16 protein-coding genes are annotated in these 17,354 nt (G+C 55.4%); 10 read left to right on the top strand and 6 right to left on the bottom strand.

Features of this window, described 5'->3' with window-relative positions; translation table 11 throughout:
• Window positions 1–243: 243 nt before the first annotated feature.
• From INT32_RS07300 to INT32_RS07285, 4 genes are all read right to left on the bottom strand, one after another.
• The gene (locus tag INT32_RS07300) at window positions 244–891 is read right to left on the bottom strand and encodes a dihydrofolate reductase family protein (RefSeq protein ID WP_370540199.1); all 648 of its coding nucleotides are present in this window, start codon (window positions 889–891) and stop codon (window positions 244–246) included.
• A 216-nt stretch (window positions 892–1,107) separates the two neighbouring features.
• The gene (locus INT32_RS07295) at window positions 1,108–2,358 is read right to left on the bottom strand and encodes a cytochrome c (protein ID WP_193088076.1); all 1,251 of its coding nucleotides are present in this window, start codon (window positions 2,356–2,358) and stop codon (window positions 1,108–1,110) included.
• Complete coding sequence (locus tag INT32_RS07290; RefSeq protein ID WP_193088075.1) at window positions 2,351–2,905, bottom strand: (2Fe-2S)-binding protein; 555 nt, start codon at window positions 2,903–2,905, stop codon at window positions 2,351–2,353. Before INT32_RS07290 ends, INT32_RS07295 begins: the two co-directional genes overlap by 8 nt.
• Entirely contained in the window at window positions 2,902–5,694 is a 2,793-nt protein-coding gene (locus INT32_RS07285; RefSeq protein ID WP_193088074.1) for a xanthine dehydrogenase family protein molybdopterin-binding subunit, read from the bottom strand. Before INT32_RS07285 ends, INT32_RS07290 begins: the two co-directional genes overlap by 4 nt.
• 209 nt (window positions 5,695–5,903) lie before the next feature.
• On the opposite strand from INT32_RS07285, the gene INT32_RS07280 reads away from it, so the two are divergent.
• From INT32_RS07280 to INT32_RS07250, 7 genes are all read left to right on the top strand, one after another.
• The gene (locus INT32_RS07280; protein ID WP_193088073.1) at window positions 5,904–6,908 is read left to right on the top strand and encodes a TRAP transporter substrate-binding protein; all 1,005 of its coding nucleotides are present in this window, start codon (window positions 5,904–5,906) and stop codon (window positions 6,906–6,908) included.
• Window positions 6,909–7,022: 114 nt separating this feature from the next.
• Window positions 7,023–7,571, top strand: a complete 549-nt coding sequence (locus INT32_RS07275) for a TRAP transporter small permease (RefSeq protein ID WP_193088072.1) — start codon at window positions 7,023–7,025, stop codon at window positions 7,569–7,571.
• Window positions 7,568–8,845 (top strand): TRAP transporter large permease, encoded by a 1,278-nt coding sequence (locus INT32_RS07270; protein WP_193088071.1) that lies wholly within the window; start codon window positions 7,568–7,570, stop codon window positions 8,843–8,845. Before INT32_RS07275 ends, INT32_RS07270 begins: the two co-directional genes overlap by 4 nt.
• A 121-nt stretch (window positions 8,846–8,966) precedes the next feature.
• Window positions 8,967–10,187, top strand: coding sequence for a helix-turn-helix domain-containing protein (locus INT32_RS07265; protein ID WP_193088070.1), 1,221 nt, complete (start codon window positions 8,967–8,969; stop codon window positions 10,185–10,187).
• A 46-nt stretch (window positions 10,188–10,233) separates the two neighbouring features.
• Complete coding sequence (locus INT32_RS07260; protein ID WP_193088069.1) at window positions 10,234–10,899, top strand: hypothetical protein; 666 nt, start codon at window positions 10,234–10,236, stop codon at window positions 10,897–10,899.
• 41 nt (window positions 10,900–10,940) lie between these two features.
• Window positions 10,941–11,714 (top strand): thioredoxin family protein, encoded by a 774-nt coding sequence (locus INT32_RS07255; protein WP_193088068.1) that lies wholly within the window; start codon window positions 10,941–10,943, stop codon window positions 11,712–11,714.
• Window positions 11,715–11,733: 19 nt separating this feature from the next.
• Window positions 11,734–12,309, top strand: coding sequence for a hypothetical protein (locus INT32_RS07250; protein WP_193088067.1), 576 nt, complete (start codon window positions 11,734–11,736; stop codon window positions 12,307–12,309).
• 19 nt (window positions 12,310–12,328) lie between these two features.
• On the opposite strand, the gene INT32_RS07245 is transcribed toward INT32_RS07250, so the two are convergent.
• The gene (locus tag INT32_RS07245) at window positions 12,329–13,576 is read right to left on the bottom strand and encodes an MFS transporter (RefSeq protein WP_193088066.1); all 1,248 of its coding nucleotides are present in this window, start codon (window positions 13,574–13,576) and stop codon (window positions 12,329–12,331) included.
• Window positions 13,577–13,897: 321 nt separating this feature from the next.
• Here INT32_RS07245 and INT32_RS07240 point away from each other — a divergent pair, with 321 nt between their 5' ends.
• Window positions 13,898–14,515, top strand: a complete 618-nt coding sequence (locus tag INT32_RS07240; RefSeq protein WP_193088065.1) for a TetR/AcrR family transcriptional regulator — start codon at window positions 13,898–13,900, stop codon at window positions 14,513–14,515.
• Between the two features lie 52 nt (window positions 14,516–14,567).
• Here the strand turns inward: INT32_RS07240 and INT32_RS07235 are convergent, their stop codons facing one another.
• Window positions 14,568–14,783, bottom strand: a complete 216-nt coding sequence (locus INT32_RS07235) for a hypothetical protein (protein WP_193088064.1) — start codon at window positions 14,781–14,783, stop codon at window positions 14,568–14,570.
• Window positions 14,784–15,524: 741 nt separating this feature from the next.
• On the opposite strand from INT32_RS07235, the gene INT32_RS07230 reads away from it, so the two are divergent.
• Window positions 15,525–17,222, top strand: coding sequence for a sodium:solute symporter family protein (locus tag INT32_RS07230; protein ID WP_226816692.1), 1,698 nt, complete (start codon window positions 15,525–15,527; stop codon window positions 17,220–17,222).
• 14 nt (window positions 17,223–17,236) lie between these two features.
• Window positions 17,237–17,354: putative transporter small subunit (locus INT32_RS22125; RefSeq protein ID WP_226816727.1), on the top strand; the 118-nt coding region annotated here is incomplete at its 3' end.

The following is a 17,354-nucleotide window of genomic DNA, read 5'->3' as shown; positions in this document are numbered from 1 at the left end:
CACGGCTGCGTAGCCCTGATCCGGGCTTTTTGTTTTTCCCATCGGCCCGTATGGGGCAATGGCCTTGTCCGGTGGTCGGTCGCTCCGGCGCAGTTCAGAAGCATTACGGTCTAGGATGAAGGCTCATTGCATAACCATTCAATCTGCGCAGCCTTGGCTGCTTTGACCGTATATGCACTAAAATCTGTCTGTTCGCCACGCCGTGGCGGCGACCAGTTCGCGCCCGGATAACCTTGTTAATGATCAACTGAGATGTTTGCGTCGTTCCAATTCGGCTGGCGAAGGGTTCTCGGCAGCGAACGAGCCCGTTTCGATATTGCCGGCGCGCGCATAGTGGTTGACAATGACACCGCTATCGGACGCCTGCGTGCTTAACAAGTCAAATGCCGCCGGCTGCGCCCCTTCTGCAAACAGCCTTTTGCCTTTGCCTAGAACCAGCGGAAATATCATGATATACATTTCATCGACCAGATCATGTGCGTGCAGGGTTTGCAGAAAATCTGTAGACCCCTGAGTAAGCAGATCCGGCCCGTCCTGTTCTTTCAGTTTGCGCACAGCCGCCACCGCATCAGAGCCCAGCACCTGGCTGTTCTGCCAGTCCGGCCTGAAATTTTCATTACGTGTAGCAACGTATTTTTCTATCTGGTCGAACAATGCGCCTAACGGCTCTTCCGGGCCAACATACGGCCAATGGGCAGCAAAAATATCATAGGTTTTTCGCCCAAGCAGCAAATCAAATGGACGGGCGAAGATTTCTCCGACCTTGACACCCAGTGATTCATCAAAATAGGGAATCAGCCAGCCGCCATACCGGAATCCGCCCACCGGGTCTTCCTGCGGACCGCCCGGTGCCTGCATGACCCCGTCCACACTCACAAATGCGCCAACAATGACTTTCTCATCAACGTTCTCCTTTGCTGATATCGACCAACGCAGTAATTTCAGTTGAAATGCAAATGCCCGGCTACGATAGTAAAGTATATATCTGGCGCCAGCCGACCGACAGCCGCTGGGCTGATTGCGTCGCCGGGCATTCGCCGTCCTGTCTCGCAGCACGGGCCGACGCTCAGCCTGATGCTGCTATTGCCGATGGTACTATCAATACCATCAATGCTCGCGCAAAGCGCCAATCTGCGCAGCCGTGATATCCCCTGGCAAACCTCCCCAGGTAGTACGGGTGTAATTGACCAGCTCGGCCATCTGCTGATCGTTCAGCTTGCGGGCAAACCCAGGCATGCTTTGCATGTTGCCGTCGCCGGGGAACGCCTGCTCGGGCAGACCATCAAGAATCGACGCGATCAGGTTGGTGCCATCGGCCTGACGGATCGTTGCATTGCCTGCCATCGCCGGCGCGACATTCGGTTTGCCTTCGCCGGAGATACCGTGACAGCCAGCACAAAGATTCAGGTACTGCACTCTCCCCTGATCGCCGCCTGGTGTCAATTGCGCCACTTTGGGTGGCGGTGGTTTATCACCCATCAGATACGTAGTCATGGCCTTCATATCGTCTTTTGTCAGATACTGCGTGCTAAGGGCCACCACCATATGCATCTCGCTGAAGGCAGAGCCTTGCGGGGCGGTGCCGGTAGCCAGAAATTGCCCCAGGTCATCGGGAGTCCAGCCTCGCTCTGCCAATGCGGTCGGCGTGATGTCCGCTGCCTTGAAGCGCCCCAGGGTGCCCCCTTTGAGTGATTGGGCCAGATCCATCTGGCCGAACATGCCGCGTGGCGTATGACATTCGGCGCAGTGCCCCATCACATCTGTCAGATAGCGCCCCCGCACCCATAATTCGGAGTCCCCTGAAGAGACAGCCGGCAGCGGATCCTTGTTCTGAAACAGCAGGTTCCAGCCGATCATCAGAAAGCGTTGATTAAACGGAAACGGCAGGTCATTCTGGGGCGTTGGCACCTCGATGGCCGGTCTGGTCATCAGATAGGCATAGATATCATCCAGGTCCTGATCACTCATCATGTAATAAGAGTTGTACGGCATCGCCGGATACAGATGCCGCCCGCCAGGCGTTATACCTTCCCTGACTGCGCGGTAAAAGTCTTCCCGGGTCCAGCGACCAATACCATAGTCGGCCGAGGGCGTGATGTTGCTCCCATGCACGGTCCCAAAGGGTGTTTCCATGGGAAAGCCGCCGGCAAACAGGCCACCGCCTTCAACGGTATGACAGGCGGCGCAGTCTGCCGCCCTGGCAGCATAGCGTCCGCGCTCGATCTGTTCATCCGTGGCCGAAACCTTCTGAACGGGGTTATCATTACTGCGATTTTCACGCCACCACAAGATCGCAACAATTATCAGCAACACAACTGCAATCAGAAACAGGGCCGGAAGATAGCGTCTTTTAGCCATTATTTGTCTCCCTGATCAGGCCTGGCGTCTTAAGGACCAGGTCACGCACCGCTTCATAGTAGCGGACATAGCCCGTGCAACGACATATGTGATTATTCATTGCCTTGAGGATCGCGTTTTCCAGCTCATCCCTGGCAATGGGGTTGCGCTTGAGCCCTTCAATGAACACCGTCGCGGCGTTCACAAACCCTGGCGTGCAGTAGCCACACTGGAAGCTGTAGTGATCCATAAAGGCCTGTTGCACGGGCGACGGGACTTCTTCGCCCTGGTCATTGAGCGCAGCATGCCCTTCCACGGTACGGATCGCCTTGCCATCGAAATAATGGGCTCCGGTGATACAGGTTCGCGTCTCCTGGCTACTGCCGTCGGGCTGGTCTTCAATAACGACGCAGGCATGACAAACACCCTGACCACACCCAAGACGTGAGCCAGTCAGGTTCACGTATTCATGCAGGAAGTCGATCATCATCATGCCTTCGGCAATATCGAGCGGACCCTGTTTCTTTCCGTTGATGGTCAACGTAATCGGTCTGGTGGTGATTTTCATTGAAAGACCCCTTTGATGTTTTCAGCGCGGACCGGCAGATGGCGAAAATAATGTCCGCTGGCATGTGCAATCGCATTGATTACAGCAGCAACCACCGGGATCATCACGACTTCGGCCATGCCCTTGGGCGGATCGGTCTCGGACAAGGGGGGAAGAATATCGCCCGTCTGCTGCCATACGGCAACATCGCTTGCTCGTGGCACTTGATAGCGATTGAAATTCCAGGTGCCGTCGCCAGGTCCGTCTTCATACAAAGGCAGATATTCGTGCAGCGCGTGCCCGATACCCATGGCGATGCCGCCCTGCAATTGGCCAGACACCAACTCTGGCACGATCAGATTGCCGCACTCCATGAAAGAGTGATGATTCAGAATCTCGACCTTGCCCGTCCCCGTATCAACTGACAGCTCTACCAATGTACCAACGGCACTGTAGTAGGTCACTGCTGCGTTGTTGCGTTGCATCGGAGGATAGTAGACACGGTCGCGGGCAATCGCCTGGTAAGCACTCTCGCTGCCCGTGCGCAGCGCCAGTCCGTCAACAGGCAGACGCAGCGGGCTGGCATTCACCGTAAAGTCAGCTTGGGCCCACTGCCAGCGGTTGAAACTGTGCACAACCACCCCGGTGACCAGGCCCATCTCATGCGCCTTTTTCGCCAATGTGGCAAAGGGCAGGATTTGCATGCCCGCGGCAGTGAGTCCGCCGGGGACCCAACGTGCATCTTCCCTGCGAACAACCAGCGGGGCAGCCTGGCCACCTCCTATGCCGGACTTCCAGACCGCCAGTGCGGCAGGCCACAGGCTCTGCTCGAAAAGCAGTCGCGATGCTTCCCTGGTGGTATGCGAGAAATAGAACGCTGAATTGCTGGCACTGGACGGAGAACAGTATGACGGCGTCCAGAAGGGATCGGCAGATAGTCTGTCCTGGTCCTCCTGCGGCATCATATAAGGATCTGCCGTTGCGACCATGGGCAGCATGTCCCAGTCCGTGACCGAAAAGTGTGATTCATCAGCCGGCTTACCCATCCATTGGGCACAGACGACTGCCTGCGAGGTGGTCATGCCGGTACCCATTTCCGCACCGCTGTGGTGGAGCACCAGCCGGCCGTCGGCCGAGAACTCCACCCGCGCAAATGAGGTCTCGGCGCCCGTGCCGAAGTCTTTCTGCACACAGGCAAAGCCAACGCCATAGCGTTTGCCAGGGTGTTTTGTTTCAAATTCGGTCTTGCGTTTGTTTCGAGCCGTCCAGATGTCGTGCTTTGCCGCCAGCTCCAGAATTTCATCGGCACGGACGGCGCCCGCCGGAATCGCGCCCTGCGTGTTTTTCATGCCGGACTTGAGCACATTGCGTTTGCGAAAATCGATGGGGTCCAGATTGAGTCTGGCCGCCATTTCATCCATCATCATTTCTGTCGCAGCCATACTCTGCAATGTACCGTAGCCTCGGGCAGAACCGGCGTCAACGGCGCGCGTGGCCACACCCACGGCGGCAAAGTCGCTTTTGGGAAGATAGTAAATGGATTGGGCTGCAGTTGCCGCCACCATCACGACAGACGGCGTGAAATTGCGCCGCCCTCCGCCGTTGCCGGTCATATACCCGCGAAAAATATCAATTTTCCCGGTTTCCTTGTTTACCGTCATCGAATATGAAATATCGAATGCGTGACGTTTGATCGACGTCTGAAACTGTTCATACCGGTCATTGGCCAGGCGTACCGGATGACCATCACCATATATGGCCACCATGGTGCCGACAAAAGGAAAACTGCTGTGATCCTTTGAGCCGTATCCCACGGTATAACAGGGGTGCAGGACCAACCGCCTGATCGGCGTATTCATTTTGGCAAGCATTTTGGGGATTTCTTCGGCCAGCTCCGGGGGCGACTGCGTCGGAATAACCATATGCAGTGTCTGGCTGGCCTGGTCAAACCAGCCATTGGTGTTATCGGCCTCCATGGCAGCAGTATCGATCGATTGCGAGAAATAGTCTGCCGACAGCACTTCGATTTCGTCTGTTGGATTCTTTATTTCACTGTCCATCTGCTGCGCGTGGTACATCCCCTCTTCGTCCAGCTTGCCACCTTCACGTCCTTGCGGCCAGACTGGCAGCCGCTTGCGCAGGCCGGCCGGAAAAATGGGCATGTCCTTCAAGCTGGAAAAAGTATCTTCATCATAGGGCGAAGCGCCGCCGACACGGACAAACCGGAACGTGCCCCAGGGGTCGCGCTCCAGCGGGCCGGTTTGCCGGCCATAGCGAATGGCATCCGCATGAAATTGAACGGCATTTTTGGCAAAGCGGAATCGGGCAAAATCGTGATAGATCAGCACCGCCACAGCCTGTCCCAGATAGGCTGGCGTCTTGCCGACCGGCAGCAGCATGTCGTCTCCGTAAAACTCAGGGAACGCAAGGCCGTCGCGGGCCAGGTCCTCGGCCGTCACAAGGCGATCAGGCTTGAACTCGTCCCCGAGACGGGACAGGTCAATACCTTCAAAAATACGGTCGGCCAAGGTGGTGCGAAGAATGAAGGCATGCGCCTGTTTTTGCGGCCAGTGTGGCATATCCGCGGCGCGAATGTCGTAGGCAAAGACCTTTTTACCCAGCGCCTTGGACTGGGCGTCAATGCGGTGACGGATTCTTTTTGTATTGGAATCCCAGATCGGGGCGTCCAGGATTTTCTCTTCGAACAGTGCATTGTATGCGTTGCTGTTGAGCGGCGCCAGATACACGGTAATACCTGCAACCACAGTTTTCTTCAGAAAAAATCGTCTTGACCGATTAAGCTGACTCATAGATTTGCCTTTCCAATGATTGAAGCGTGCTTTTGAACCAGTTGAAATATTGCAGCGCCCGCTAGTTTTGCCATTACACTGCACATGATGACAAACCCGTAATTGTTTTTATCGATTCTATCCGATCGACTGAATGTAGTATATTGATCCTGTTCTCAGTTGAACTGTTCTGGGAGCTACGTTATCACAATATTACGGAGACAACACCTATGAAATTCGCTCCTATGCGTATTATCAATGCGCTCGGCATGAGCGTTGCACTGGCTTTTTCAGCCAGCGCGCTGGCCGCCGACAAACCCATTGTCATCAAATTTAGCCACGTCGTGGCCGCCAACACGCCCAAGGGACAGGGTGCCCAGAAGTTCAAAGAAGTGGCCGAAAAACTGCTACCAGGCAAAGTCCAGGTCCAGGTATTTCCCAATTCACAATTGTTTGGCGATGGCAAAGAACTGGAAGCCCTGCTGCTGGGCGATGTCCAGCTGATCGCCCCGTCACTGTCAAAATTTGACCGTTACACCAAAAAGGTCCAGCTGTTTGACTTGCCGTTCCTGTTCGACGACATGGCTGCCGTAGATCGCTTCCAGCAGAGCGACAAAGGCAAAGAGTTGCTGGACTCCATGAAGGATCGTGGGCTACAAGGGCTTGCGTACTGGCATAACGGCATGAAAGAGCTGTCCACCAACAAGGCGCAACTGCAGCGTCCCGACGACGTCAAAGGGTTGAAGTTCCGCATCCAGGCATCCGACGTGCTTGAGGCGCAGTTCCGGGCACTGGGCGCCAATCCTCAGAAACTGGCTTTCAGCGAGGTATACCAGGCGTTGCAAACCGGCGTGGTTGATGGTCAGGAAAACACCTGGTCCAACATCTACTCGCAAAAGTTTCATGAAGTGCAGAAAACTATTGCCGAGACTAACCACGGCGTGATCGACTACATGGTCGTCACCAACGCAAAATGGTGGGATGGCCTGCCCGAAGATATTCGTGCCGGTCTGGAAAAAGCCATGGCTGAGGCGACCACATTTGCCAATGGCAAGGCTGCCGAGCTGAACGAACAGGACAAGCAGCGCATCATTGATGCCAAAAAAGCCCAGGTGGTACAACTGTCCAAGGAAGACGTAGCCGTCTGGCGCACAGCCATGGAACCGGTATGGAAGAAATTTGAAGCCGATATTGGTGCCGATCTGATCAAGGCGGCCCAGGAAGCCAATCAGTAAATTGTATTTTCTTTTACGCTGACCGCTTGCCCGCCCGACATTCGGGCTGGCAGTGGTTGCATGGATAATTGTATGACCGACAGGCTTTTACGGGTTCAAAAAGGAGTATCACAAATGAACGCTAACTGGTTTCATCGGCTTGAGGAAGGACTGATCGCCTTTCTGCTGGCCGCCATGACGCTGATTACCTTCGCTCAGGTCATAGCGCGCTACGTATTCAACTACAGTTTTACCTGGGCGCTTGAACTGGCTATGTTCATCTTCGGTGGACTGATCTTTCTGGGCCTGTCCTATGGCGTGCGGATCAAGGCGCACATTGGGGTCGATGCGCTGGTCAAGGCCCTGCCTAAAAAGGCCGCACGCGTCACCGGCATTGCGGCCTGCGTACTGTGCCTGATCTATACCGTGATCGTGTTCTACGGCGCCTGGATTTACGTGGACAAAATGTACACCATCGGCATTCTTGCCCAGGATATGCCCGTTCCTCAGTGGATCCCGCGACTGGTGTTGCCGGTAGGTTTCGCACTTTTATTCATACGTTTTGCTGAAATTCTGCTCGAGATGCTGCGGGGTCGCCGCGCCCAGCTACTTGGCGATGAAGCCGAGGAAGCGCTCAAGCACGCAAGTGATGACACCTCTATGATCGACCAGGAGGTCAAATGACTACCGTCGCTCTATTCATCATGCTGTTCGTGTTCATGTTCATGGGCACGCCGGTTGCGGTTGCATTGGGTCTGTCCTCACTGCTGACCATCCTGTTCTTCGGCACAGATTCCCTGGCCTCGCTGTCGCTTAAAATGTACGAGACGTCCGAACACTTTACGCTCATGGCTATCCCGTTCTTCGTACTGGCAGGCGCATTCATGACAACCGGCGGCGTAGCCAAGCGCATGATCCGCTTTGCGGTCGCTACGGTCGGGCATTTCCATGGCGGCCTGGCTATCGCATCTGTCATGGCCTGCTGCCTTTTTGCGGCGGTCTCCGGCTCTTCCCCAGCCACCGTGGTTGCGGTGGGCTCTATTGTGATTGCCGGCATGGTTCGCTCTGGTTATCCAAAACCCTTCGCCGCAGGCGTGGTGTGCAATGCCGGCACACTGGGCATTCTGATTCCGCCCTCTATTGTGCTGGTGGTTTACGGGGCCGCAACCGAAACGTCGGTCGGCGCGCTTTTTATGGCAGGCGTGATACCGGGCATTGCATTGGGCATATTGCTCATGACAGCAATCTACATTGTGGCCAGAATCAAGAACTATCCCCGTCAGCCCCGGGCAAGCGTCAGTGAAGTGCTCGCAGCAGGCCGTGATTCGTTCTGGGGGCTGGCGTTGGTGTTCATTATTCTGGGCGGTATCTACGGCGGTGTATTTACGCCAACCGAGGCCGCCGCCGTTTCTGCAGTTTATGCGTTCCTGGTGGCCGTCTTTGTTTATCGCGACATCGGATTGCGTCAGGTTCCCAAAGTCCTTATTGATGCAGCCAAAGTCACGATCATGCTGATGTTCATTATTGTGAATGCATTGTTGTTTGCCCATGTGCTGACCACAGAACGTATCCCGCAGATCATCGCGGAACAGATCATTGCGTGGGACATGCAAGCATGGCAATTTCTGATTGTCGTCAATATTCTGCTACTGGTTGCCGGCATGTTCATGGAACCTACTGGCATTATTCTGATTCTCGCTCCAATCCTGTTTCCGATTGCCACGCAGCTTGGTATTGATCCGGTTCACCTGGGCATCATCATGGTCGTCAACCTGGAAATTGGGATGGTCACCCCTCCGATCGGGTTGAATCTTTTCGTTACCGCAGGGATCACCAAGATGTCTATTGGTCAGGTCATGCGGGCCGCCTCGCCTTGGCTGATCCTGTTACTGGGGTTTCTGGCTATCGTTACCTATGTTCCTGCCATTTCCTTGTGGCTGCCGCAGCTATTGGGATAGCGAAATATTGATGAAGTAACGAAATACTGATCTGCCGTTTCCGTTAAAAAGACAGGCGCACCGCCTGTCTTTTTTTCGCTACCGTTATCACTATGTCAATTGGAAAGTGTATGCTATCGGCATGGATTCTCTGACTGCTGCTTGCGCACGTATGTTGGCTGCTGGCGATGTGCTCAATGCCCTGAAGCTGGTTGCACTGCGCGATGATCCGCCCGCACTCGCCTTGCGTGGCGTTGCCATGGCACGCCTGGGCGACTATGCGCGAGCCCGCGAGCTGCTCGAACAGGCGGCCCGTAAGTTCGGTGCCCATGAACCGGTGCAACGAGCACGCTGCATCGTTGCCTGCGCGGAAGTGGCCTTGGCCATGCGCCAGCTCGATAACCCGCTGCAAGCGCTTACCGCTGCGCTGACCACCCTGCAGGCGCGCAATGACCATGCCAACGCCCTGCAGGCCAGGCTTATCATGGCGCGCCGCTTTCTGTTGCTCGGCCGCCTTCAGGACGCATCGGCAACCGTCTGCGATCTTGATACGAACGGCGTACCCGCCTCTTTAGCAGCTGTGGCCGAACTGGTTCAGGCCGAGCTTGCACTGCGTTCATTGCATATGGAACGCGCGCATACCGCGTTGCGCCGGGCGCAGGCAGCGGCCGACCAGGCGAGTATTCCTGCGCTTCAGGCCGAAGTAACAGCAATGCAAAAAATCCTTCTGCGTCCGGCCGCGCGCCTGCTCACAGCCCATGATGACAAGCCGTTAACGCTTGCAGAGGTTGCCACCCTGTTCTCATCGACGACACTGGTGGTCGATGGTTGCCGCCGTGGCATCAGCGTTGATGGTACATGGCTACCACTGGCACGGCGGCCCATTCTGTTTGAACTGATTCGTGCGCTTGCCAGCGCCTGGCCTGGTGATGTTTCGCGACAATCGTTGATCGCAGCGGTCTTTCGACTACGCCATCCCGATGAATCACATCGTGCACGATTGCGGGTAGAAATGGGGCGACTGCGCAAGCTGGTCAGCCCGATAGCGCAGATCGAAGCAACCCCCAACGGATATGCGCTGGTGCCGTTGGACAACCGAAGCACAGTCGTGCTGGCTCCACCCATTGACAGTGATGCAGCGGCATTGTTGGCGCTGCTGGCCGATGGTGCGCCCTGGTCCACCTCTGCTCTTGCGCTGGCATTAGGCGCCAGCCAGCGCACAGTACAGCGGGCACTGGCCGACCTTCAAACCAGCGGCCAGGTCCATGCAGTGGGAAAATCCCGTGTACGACGCTGGGTATCCTCGTCTCTGGCCGGTTTCACGACAATATTGTTACTCCCCTCTGTTCTCGCGTTGAAATAGAATGTCCTTAACGTACCACTTTGCGGTACGGAAACGGGAGACAGACATGAAGCAATCAGCAAACACAGACATAGCCGCGGCAACCTCCAGCCTCGCGCAAATCGTGCAGGAATATGGGCCCTTTGCAGATGCCGATACCATTCACGGCGTGACCTTTGACGGACACCACGTCTGGGCCGCCACCGGATCCAGCCTGCTTGAGTTCGATCCGGCGCAGCACCAGATCACACGCAAACTGGCGTGCACCTGCGATGCAGGCACGGCATTTGACGGCACCTATCTGTATCAGATAACCGGCGAGCATATCAACAAAATTGATCCGACCGACGGCAACGTACTGGCGACAATCCCGGCGCCTGGTCACGGCAATGATTCCGGCCTGGCATGGGCCGAGGGCAGTCTGTGGGTAGGTCAGTATCGCAATCGCACTATCGTTCAGATCAACCCTGAAACCGGCGCCGTCATCCGCACCATCGTGTCCGATCGTTTCGTCACCGGCGTGACCTGGGTCGACAGCGAGCTCTGGCACGGCACATGGGAGGCAGATGAAAGCGACATACGCCGAATTGATCCCGACAGTGGCGCAGTGCTGGAGCAACTGGTCATGCCGGCAGGTACCGGCGTCAGCGGGCTTGAGTCTGACGGCGCCGATCTTTTCTACTGCGGAGGCGGCGCCAGCGGAAAAGTGCGCGCCGTACGACGCCCAAAATAATTGCATTATCCAGAATGACTCGACGAGTCAGGGAGCACATAATGAATATGTCATATTCAGAAACTACAGCCGATCGCCATGCGGTGGTCACTCATGATGAATGGGTCGCCGCCCGCAAGCAATTGCTGGCGCGTGAGCGGGAGCTGACTCACCTGCGTGACCGTATCGCAAGCGATCGCCGCGCCTTGCCATGGGAACAGGTCGATAAGAATTACCTTTTCGATACGCCCGATGGGCCAAGAACATTGTCTGCCCTGTTTGGCAACCACCGTCAATTGATCGTGCAGCATTTCATGTTCGGGCCAGACTGGGAGCAGGGTTGTAAAAGCTGTTCCTACATGGCCGATCACACCGACGGCATGACAGTGCATCTGGCGCAACGCGATACCGCATTCGTGGCCGTCTCACGCGCGTCGCTGGCGACAATTGAACGCTTCCGCCAGCGGATGGGATGGCAGTTTAACTGGGTCTCGTCCAACGATACTGATTTCAACTACGATTACGGCGTCAGTTTCCTGCCCGAACAACACACTACTGGGAAAGTTCACTACAACTACTGCGACCAGTATTTCCCGCAAGCAGAGGCCCCCGGTATCAGCGTATTTTATAAAGATGACAACAATAATATTTTTCATACCTATTCCACATACAGCCGGGGCGTGGAAGTGATGATGGGCGCCTACAGCCTGATGGATCTGACTCCCATCGGCAGAAACGAGCGCGATGTGCCCAACAAAATGGAATGGGTTCGCCACCACGACCGCTACGACGTATCCGAAACGGGCACGGCGTCATGCTGTCACAGAGCGACATGAGTCAAAGCAGGAGGCGGATATGCAAGACCTTTGGCCATGGCTGGCAGTCGCCGGGGCGGGCGCGCTGCATGGTGTAAATCCGGCCTCCGGCTGGCTCTTTGCCGCAGCGCTGGCCTGCCATGACAAGAAGCAGGCAATACGTGCCTTGATCCCGATTGCAATCGGTCATATGGTCTCGCTAGGATTGGTGGCGACCACGGTTGTGTACGGGCTGCTCATGCACCGCGTCGTACTGGCGATTGTGGTCGGCCTGTTGCTTGTAGCCGGCGGCATACATTGCATTGGCAGAAAAGCGCTGCCAATGCTGGCGACACCGTCAAGCCACGCAGGGCTGGCGCTCTGGTCACTTATTGTGTCAACCGTACATGGTACGGGGTTGATGCTGGTGCCGGCCTTTATTCCGCTTTGCATCACAGGATCGCCCGCTGGCCAAATCACTGCCAGCGGCTCTATCCTGCTCGCATTCGCCGTTACAGGCATACATATGACGGCAATGCTGATTACCACAGGTGTCATGGCTATCCATGGCCGCAAAGGGTTGCAAGCAGGCGCGACCCTATGGCGCAAATATCGGTACTTCCGGCTGACGCCATAGCTGCGTAGCCATCAGGCTATTATGCCATCGCCGTGCGCTTGCGATCGATTGCGTTTTCGTTGATTGGCAGGTTCATCAGCGTTGCAAACACGCTCAGGGCGATGGCAAGATACCAGACCACGTCATAACTGCCATAGATGTCATACAGCTTGCCGCCCAGCCACACGCCAAGGAACGAGCCTATCTGGTGACTGAAAAAGACAAAGCCGCCCAGCATGGAAAAGTGTCGAACGCCAAAGATCTGGGCAATGATCGCATTAGTGGCGGGCACCGTAGACAGCCACAGGAACCCCATGACGGCAGAGAAAATATAAACACTGGTCGCTGAAATGGGCGCAACCAGAAACAGGATGATGGCCACCCCGCGCGCCGAGTAGATAAAGGCCAGCAAATAACGCTTGGGCCACACCTGACCAAGAGAGCCCACCAGATACGTGCCGAACACATTGAACAGGCCGATCAGCGCCAGTGCATAGCTGGCCACTTCGGCGCTCAGCCCTTCATCTTTCAGGTAGCTAGGCATGTGAACGCCAATGAAGACCACCTGAAAACCACAAACGAAATAACCCAGCACCAGCAGACGGAAACTTGGATAGGCAAATGCTTCACGGATGGCCTGGATAATGCCCTGTTGGCTAGCCATGGGGGATGCCGGCGACTGTCCCGCGGCGGTGACATCCATATTTTTTTCACGCAGCCCGAAAGCCAGCGGCACGATCATCAGCACCGCACAGCTTAGAACGACCAGCGCTTGTTGCCAGCCGAAGGAATTGATGAGTATGTTCTCTGTCGGCAGCATCAGGAACTGACCGAAAGAGCCTGCTGCCGCTGCCACGCCCATGGCCCACGAGCGGCGACTGACGGGAATATTACGCCCGATGACCCCGAAGATAACCGCATAGGTCGTGCCGGCTTGCGCCATTCCAAGCAGAACACCAGTGGTCAGCGTAAACGTAAGCGGTGAAGTGGTGTAGGCCATCCCCAGCAGACCCAGCGCATACAGAATGGCACCTGCAATAATGACTTTAAATGCCCCGAAGCGATCCGCCAGCATGCCGGCAAACACACCCGTGATTCCCCAAACCAGGTTCTGAATGGCGATGGCAAATGAAAAGGTCTCGCGCCCCCAGTCATTAGCCTGGATGACAGGCTGCATCCAGAGACCGAAGCCGTGCCGCACGCCCATGGAGAAGGTGACGATCATGCCCCCGCAGATTAGAATTTGCCATGCAGAAAGCGGTCGGGTTTGCGCGGGAGCCGAAGACATAATGTGCCTGTTGCCAGAGTTTTCAGTGAAATAGATTATATACACAATCTATTGGTGGGTTCAATGAATATCATCATATCAGCAGACCTCGCCCCATTTGATGTAATTTGTGTATGTTTTGCAGCACAGTACACCCGTTTGCAGTTTTATAAATAGCGGCTTCATGTAATCTATTACAATGTTGCCAAGTCGAGCGTATTGATCACTACCATGCCAGAGCCAGCCTGGCGAGTGAGGCGACTCCTTCGCATGCTGGTGGCATAAGAGGTGTGGTGGCGCAATCATGCCGCATCATTTCGTTTGTATTTAAGAGGAACTGTTATGGGCCGGTCTTCCAGGCAACAAGCCGAACAAAATCGCGCCGAAATTCTCAAGGCAGCCAGCGGGCTATTTCGTGAGCGCGGCGTGGACAATGTATCCATTGCAGATGTCATGACTGCGGTCGGCCTGACCGCAGGCGGCTTCTACCGGCACTTTGCATCAAAAGAGGCGCTGGTCAACGAGGTGTTATCCACCGTGTTTGCACAGTCCTCCGAAAGATGGAAACAAACCTGCGATACCAACCGGGAAGCAGAACACGGTGGCCTGCAGGTGCTGATCCAGCAGTATTTCAGAAAAAAACAGGCGGGCCAAACCTGCCCCATTCTTGCCTTTGCACCGCATGTCAGCCACGAGACGACGGGCGCCGAGACGGTCGGCCTGTACGGCTCGCACACAGAAGCGTTGTATCGGCACTTCCGTGCAGCAGCCCTGCAATCGACGCCTCCGGATGGGAAAGCGGCCATGTCCGAACAGGATATTCTGGTGCTATTTGCGGCCATGGTCGGAACGGGCTTTCTTGCACAATCGGTGAACGATCAGGCATGGATTGAGTCGCTCAAAGCGGCCGTGATTGCCAGCACCGGCCTGCCCGATTCGGAAAAATCGCAAGCGACGTAGCACACAATCAATCCAGTCATGCCCTGCCGGGCCGCCACTTATGGTCGCAACGCTATGACGCTTCATCCGGTTCAGCGCGTCCGGCTCCGGTTTTGATGTCCGCTTGCCATAATGATTGGCGCAAGCCAGTGTTGGAAACGCCGGAAAACAATCCCACCACCAGCGCACAGGCCGAACCGCCAATCACCAACGCGCGGCCCCGAGGCCACAAACTGGCCAGAGAACCAGCCCGCAACCCGCCCTGGGCAGGCCCCAGGTAGTCCTGCAAAAGCCACAAGCCGGAAAAAAGAGGGTGATACCCGCAAGATGATGGCAGAGCACCACTACCACACAAAATTGAGAATGACTCTTATTTAATAATTATTATCCGCGCTAAAAACTGACTGCCTGAAAAACCGGGGATTGACTGCCGTTTGCAGGCAGCTCGCAGCACAGTCATCCATATGATTCATATCCCCGGGCTGGACTTGTGGTCGCAATTCCTATACACTACCCGGTGTATTACAGTTGACATAATGAATTTTGACTGTAATTGTCTGCATATACGCAACAGCAGGTATTAGAACCATGCCAACGCCCCATACGGCTCGTTGCTGCAGAAACGACCCATAAGGTTTATTCCAGGGGAAACGCCCCCGTCATCAGGCTGCCTCGCAGCCCGGCATTTGCCGAACAACAACCCAGTCTTTGACTGCGGAACAACCCGGCTGGTCCATTTGACCGCCAGCGCATGCCCTGTCCAACGGCCAGGGCTGACCACGACAATAGCAAGGTCGACCTGACAGGCAACGCTATCGGCTATTACAGTCCGCAGCGAATGCATTGTCATTGGCATTTCGATGTCTGTCCAATCCGTCAGCGATTGCAATTGTGGTCACATGCGCTCGATTCAACAGAGGCACCTTATGTGTGTTTCTTTTAACCCTTGCGTCCGGATGCGCGAACTTCGGACCAGGGGACAGCTGCGTCCATGTCATTGCGCAGCCTTAACCAGGACGATAGAACGTATATGCAAGAACAAACCGCCTTTTACCAACTGTCTGGCACCACCGCCTTGCTTTTGCTGGTCGGATTTTATGGCCTGACCTTTCTGATGTCGCTCATGATTGGCAAGAAAAAAGAAAACGTCGACAGCTACATGGTGTCGAACAATGCTGTAGGCTTCGGCCTTGCCGCTGCCAGTATGATTGCCACATGGATCTGGGCTGCCTCCTTTTACGCCAGCGCAACCTCAGGCTACAAATATGGTCTATCCGGACCAATCCACTATGGGTTTTGGGGAGCGCTGATGATTCTGTTCATCTATCCCTACGGGCGCCGCTTTCGTGCACTGGCCCCTAAAGCGCACACCCTGGCAGAAGTCATGCACGCTCGTCATGGAACATCCAGCCAGTTGATCATGGCCATTTCCAACCTGCTAGGCAGCTGTATCAGCCTGATGGTGAACTTTACCGCTGCAGGCGCACTGGTTTCCGTGCTCAGTCCGCTCTCCTTCATCCAGGGCGTGCTGATTGCCGGGCTGGGTGTGTTGTCCTATACGCTATGGTCCGGATTCCGCGCCTCGGTCATGACCGATTTTGCCCAACTGGTGGCAATGATTCTGGCGGCCATCGTCATCATTCCGTTGATATTCTTTAACGCCGGCGGCACCGACATGCTCGCGGCCAATTGGAGCAACCTGTCCTCGGAACAGTCCGATTTCTTTTCGACCAAAGCGATTCTGGAACAGGGGGCGCCTTATTTCGTGGCTGTGCTTGCCTATGCCATTGGCAACCAGACGATCGCGCAGCGCCTGTTTGCCGTTCGTGAAGACCTGATCAAATCGACCTTCCTGACCGCCACGATTGGTTACGGTGCAGTGGTCATCGGGCTGGGCATGCTGGGTATGCTTGCCCTGTTCGTAGGCCTGACGCCTGCAGATGGCGATATGAACAATATCATTCCACAAATGGCCTCCACTTACCTGCCCCCATTTGGCATTGCGCTGTTTTTCCTTCTGGTGGTGGGCTCCCTGTCCTCGACCGCAGACTCCGATCTATCTGCCTTGTCGTCCATTATGATGACCGATATTTACGGCAAAAACATGGCGCGCGGCAAGCCTGATCCGAAGCGGATGTTGTGGTGGGGTCGGGCGACCATGATCGTTGCTACCATGATCGGCGTGGTGTTTGCCAGTCTGCGTCTTGATATTCTGGTTATGCTGGTATTTGTCGGCGCACTGTGGGGAGCGATCGTGTTCCCGGTCATTGTAAGTTTTTACTGGGACAGGATAACGAACAAAGCCTTCACGACATCCGTAATATGCGCCGTCGCCCTGTTTGCTGTGGCACGCTTTGAGCTACTTCCGCTGGAGGGCGTGATCGCCGTGTTCTTTGAGTTGTGCGCCTCTATGGGTGCCGGTGTTGTCCTGGGTCTGATGGCGTTCGCTTTTTTTAACCGCAAGATTGCCATCTTTGTTGCCATAGCAACTGTGATCATCGCCGTTCCCAATGCAGTGGGCTTCCTGCGCGACTATCCGGTATTGCTTAGCTCGCTCACCTCCTATGGCATTAGTGCATTGGTATGCATCGCCATGAGCTGGAACAACAGTGAACGCTTCGATTTTGCCTTGCTTGCCGAACGCGTTACGTCATTCCAAAGAAATGCTGACACTGACAAAGAAACATCAACAGACGCAGACGGCGATGTAGCGCCTGCACGCGCCTGAAGGAGAGATCAATTATGAATGAATTACTACTTACCACATATATTTTTATCTGGCCGGTTATTTCGGCTGTCATTCTATTGGTGCTGGTTGTTGCGCTGGTACGCGATCTGCGTCATGCCAACAAAAGCGACC

Origin of the sequence: Advenella sp. FME57, from assembly GCF_014897675.1 — a bacterium.
In the GTDB taxonomy this organism is placed as follows: Bacteria; Pseudomonadota; Gammaproteobacteria; order Burkholderiales; family Burkholderiaceae_B; genus Advenella.
This window is presented reverse-complemented; position numbering and strand designations above follow the sequence as displayed.

What these genes read in the sequence shown, in the direction of transcription:
- INT32_RS07295 (WP_193088076.1), bottom strand. Translation starts at nt 2,358, where the DNA reads ATGGCTAAAAGACGCTATCTTCCGGCCCTGTTTCTGATTGCAGTTGTG.
- INT32_RS07270 (WP_193088071.1), top strand. Translation starts at nt 7,568, where the DNA reads ATGACTACCGTCGCTCTATTCATCATGCTGTTCGTGTTCATGTTCATG.
- INT32_RS07280 (WP_193088073.1), top strand. Translation starts at nt 5,904, where the DNA reads ATGAAATTCGCTCCTATGCGTATTATCAATGCGCTCGGCATGAGCGTT.
- INT32_RS07260 (WP_193088069.1), top strand. Translation starts at nt 10,234, where the DNA reads ATGAAGCAATCAGCAAACACAGACATAGCCGCGGCAACCTCCAGCCTC.
- INT32_RS07265 (WP_193088070.1), top strand. Translation starts at nt 8,967, where the DNA reads ATGGATTCTCTGACTGCTGCTTGCGCACGTATGTTGGCTGCTGGCGAT.
- INT32_RS07250 (WP_193088067.1), top strand. Translation starts at nt 11,734, where the DNA reads ATGCAAGACCTTTGGCCATGGCTGGCAGTCGCCGGGGCGGGCGCGCTG.
- INT32_RS07245 (WP_193088066.1), bottom strand. Translation starts at nt 13,576, where the DNA reads ATGTCTTCGGCTCCCGCGCAAACCCGACCGCTTTCTGCATGGCAAATT.
- INT32_RS07230 (WP_226816692.1), top strand. Translation starts at nt 15,525, where the DNA reads ATGCAAGAACAAACCGCCTTTTACCAACTGTCTGGCACCACCGCCTTG.
- INT32_RS07285 (WP_193088074.1), bottom strand. Translation starts at nt 5,694, where the DNA reads ATGAGTCAGCTTAATCGGTCAAGACGATTTTTTCTGAAGAAAACTGTG.
- INT32_RS07290 (WP_193088075.1), bottom strand. Translation starts at nt 2,905, where the DNA reads ATGAAAATCACCACCAGACCGATTACGTTGACCATCAACGGAAAGAAA.
- INT32_RS07240 (WP_193088065.1), top strand. Translation starts at nt 13,898, where the DNA reads ATGGGCCGGTCTTCCAGGCAACAAGCCGAACAAAATCGCGCCGAAATT.
- INT32_RS07255 (WP_193088068.1), top strand. Translation starts at nt 10,941, where the DNA reads ATGAATATGTCATATTCAGAAACTACAGCCGATCGCCATGCGGTGGTC.
- INT32_RS07275 (WP_193088072.1), top strand. Translation starts at nt 7,023, where the DNA reads ATGAACGCTAACTGGTTTCATCGGCTTGAGGAAGGACTGATCGCCTTT.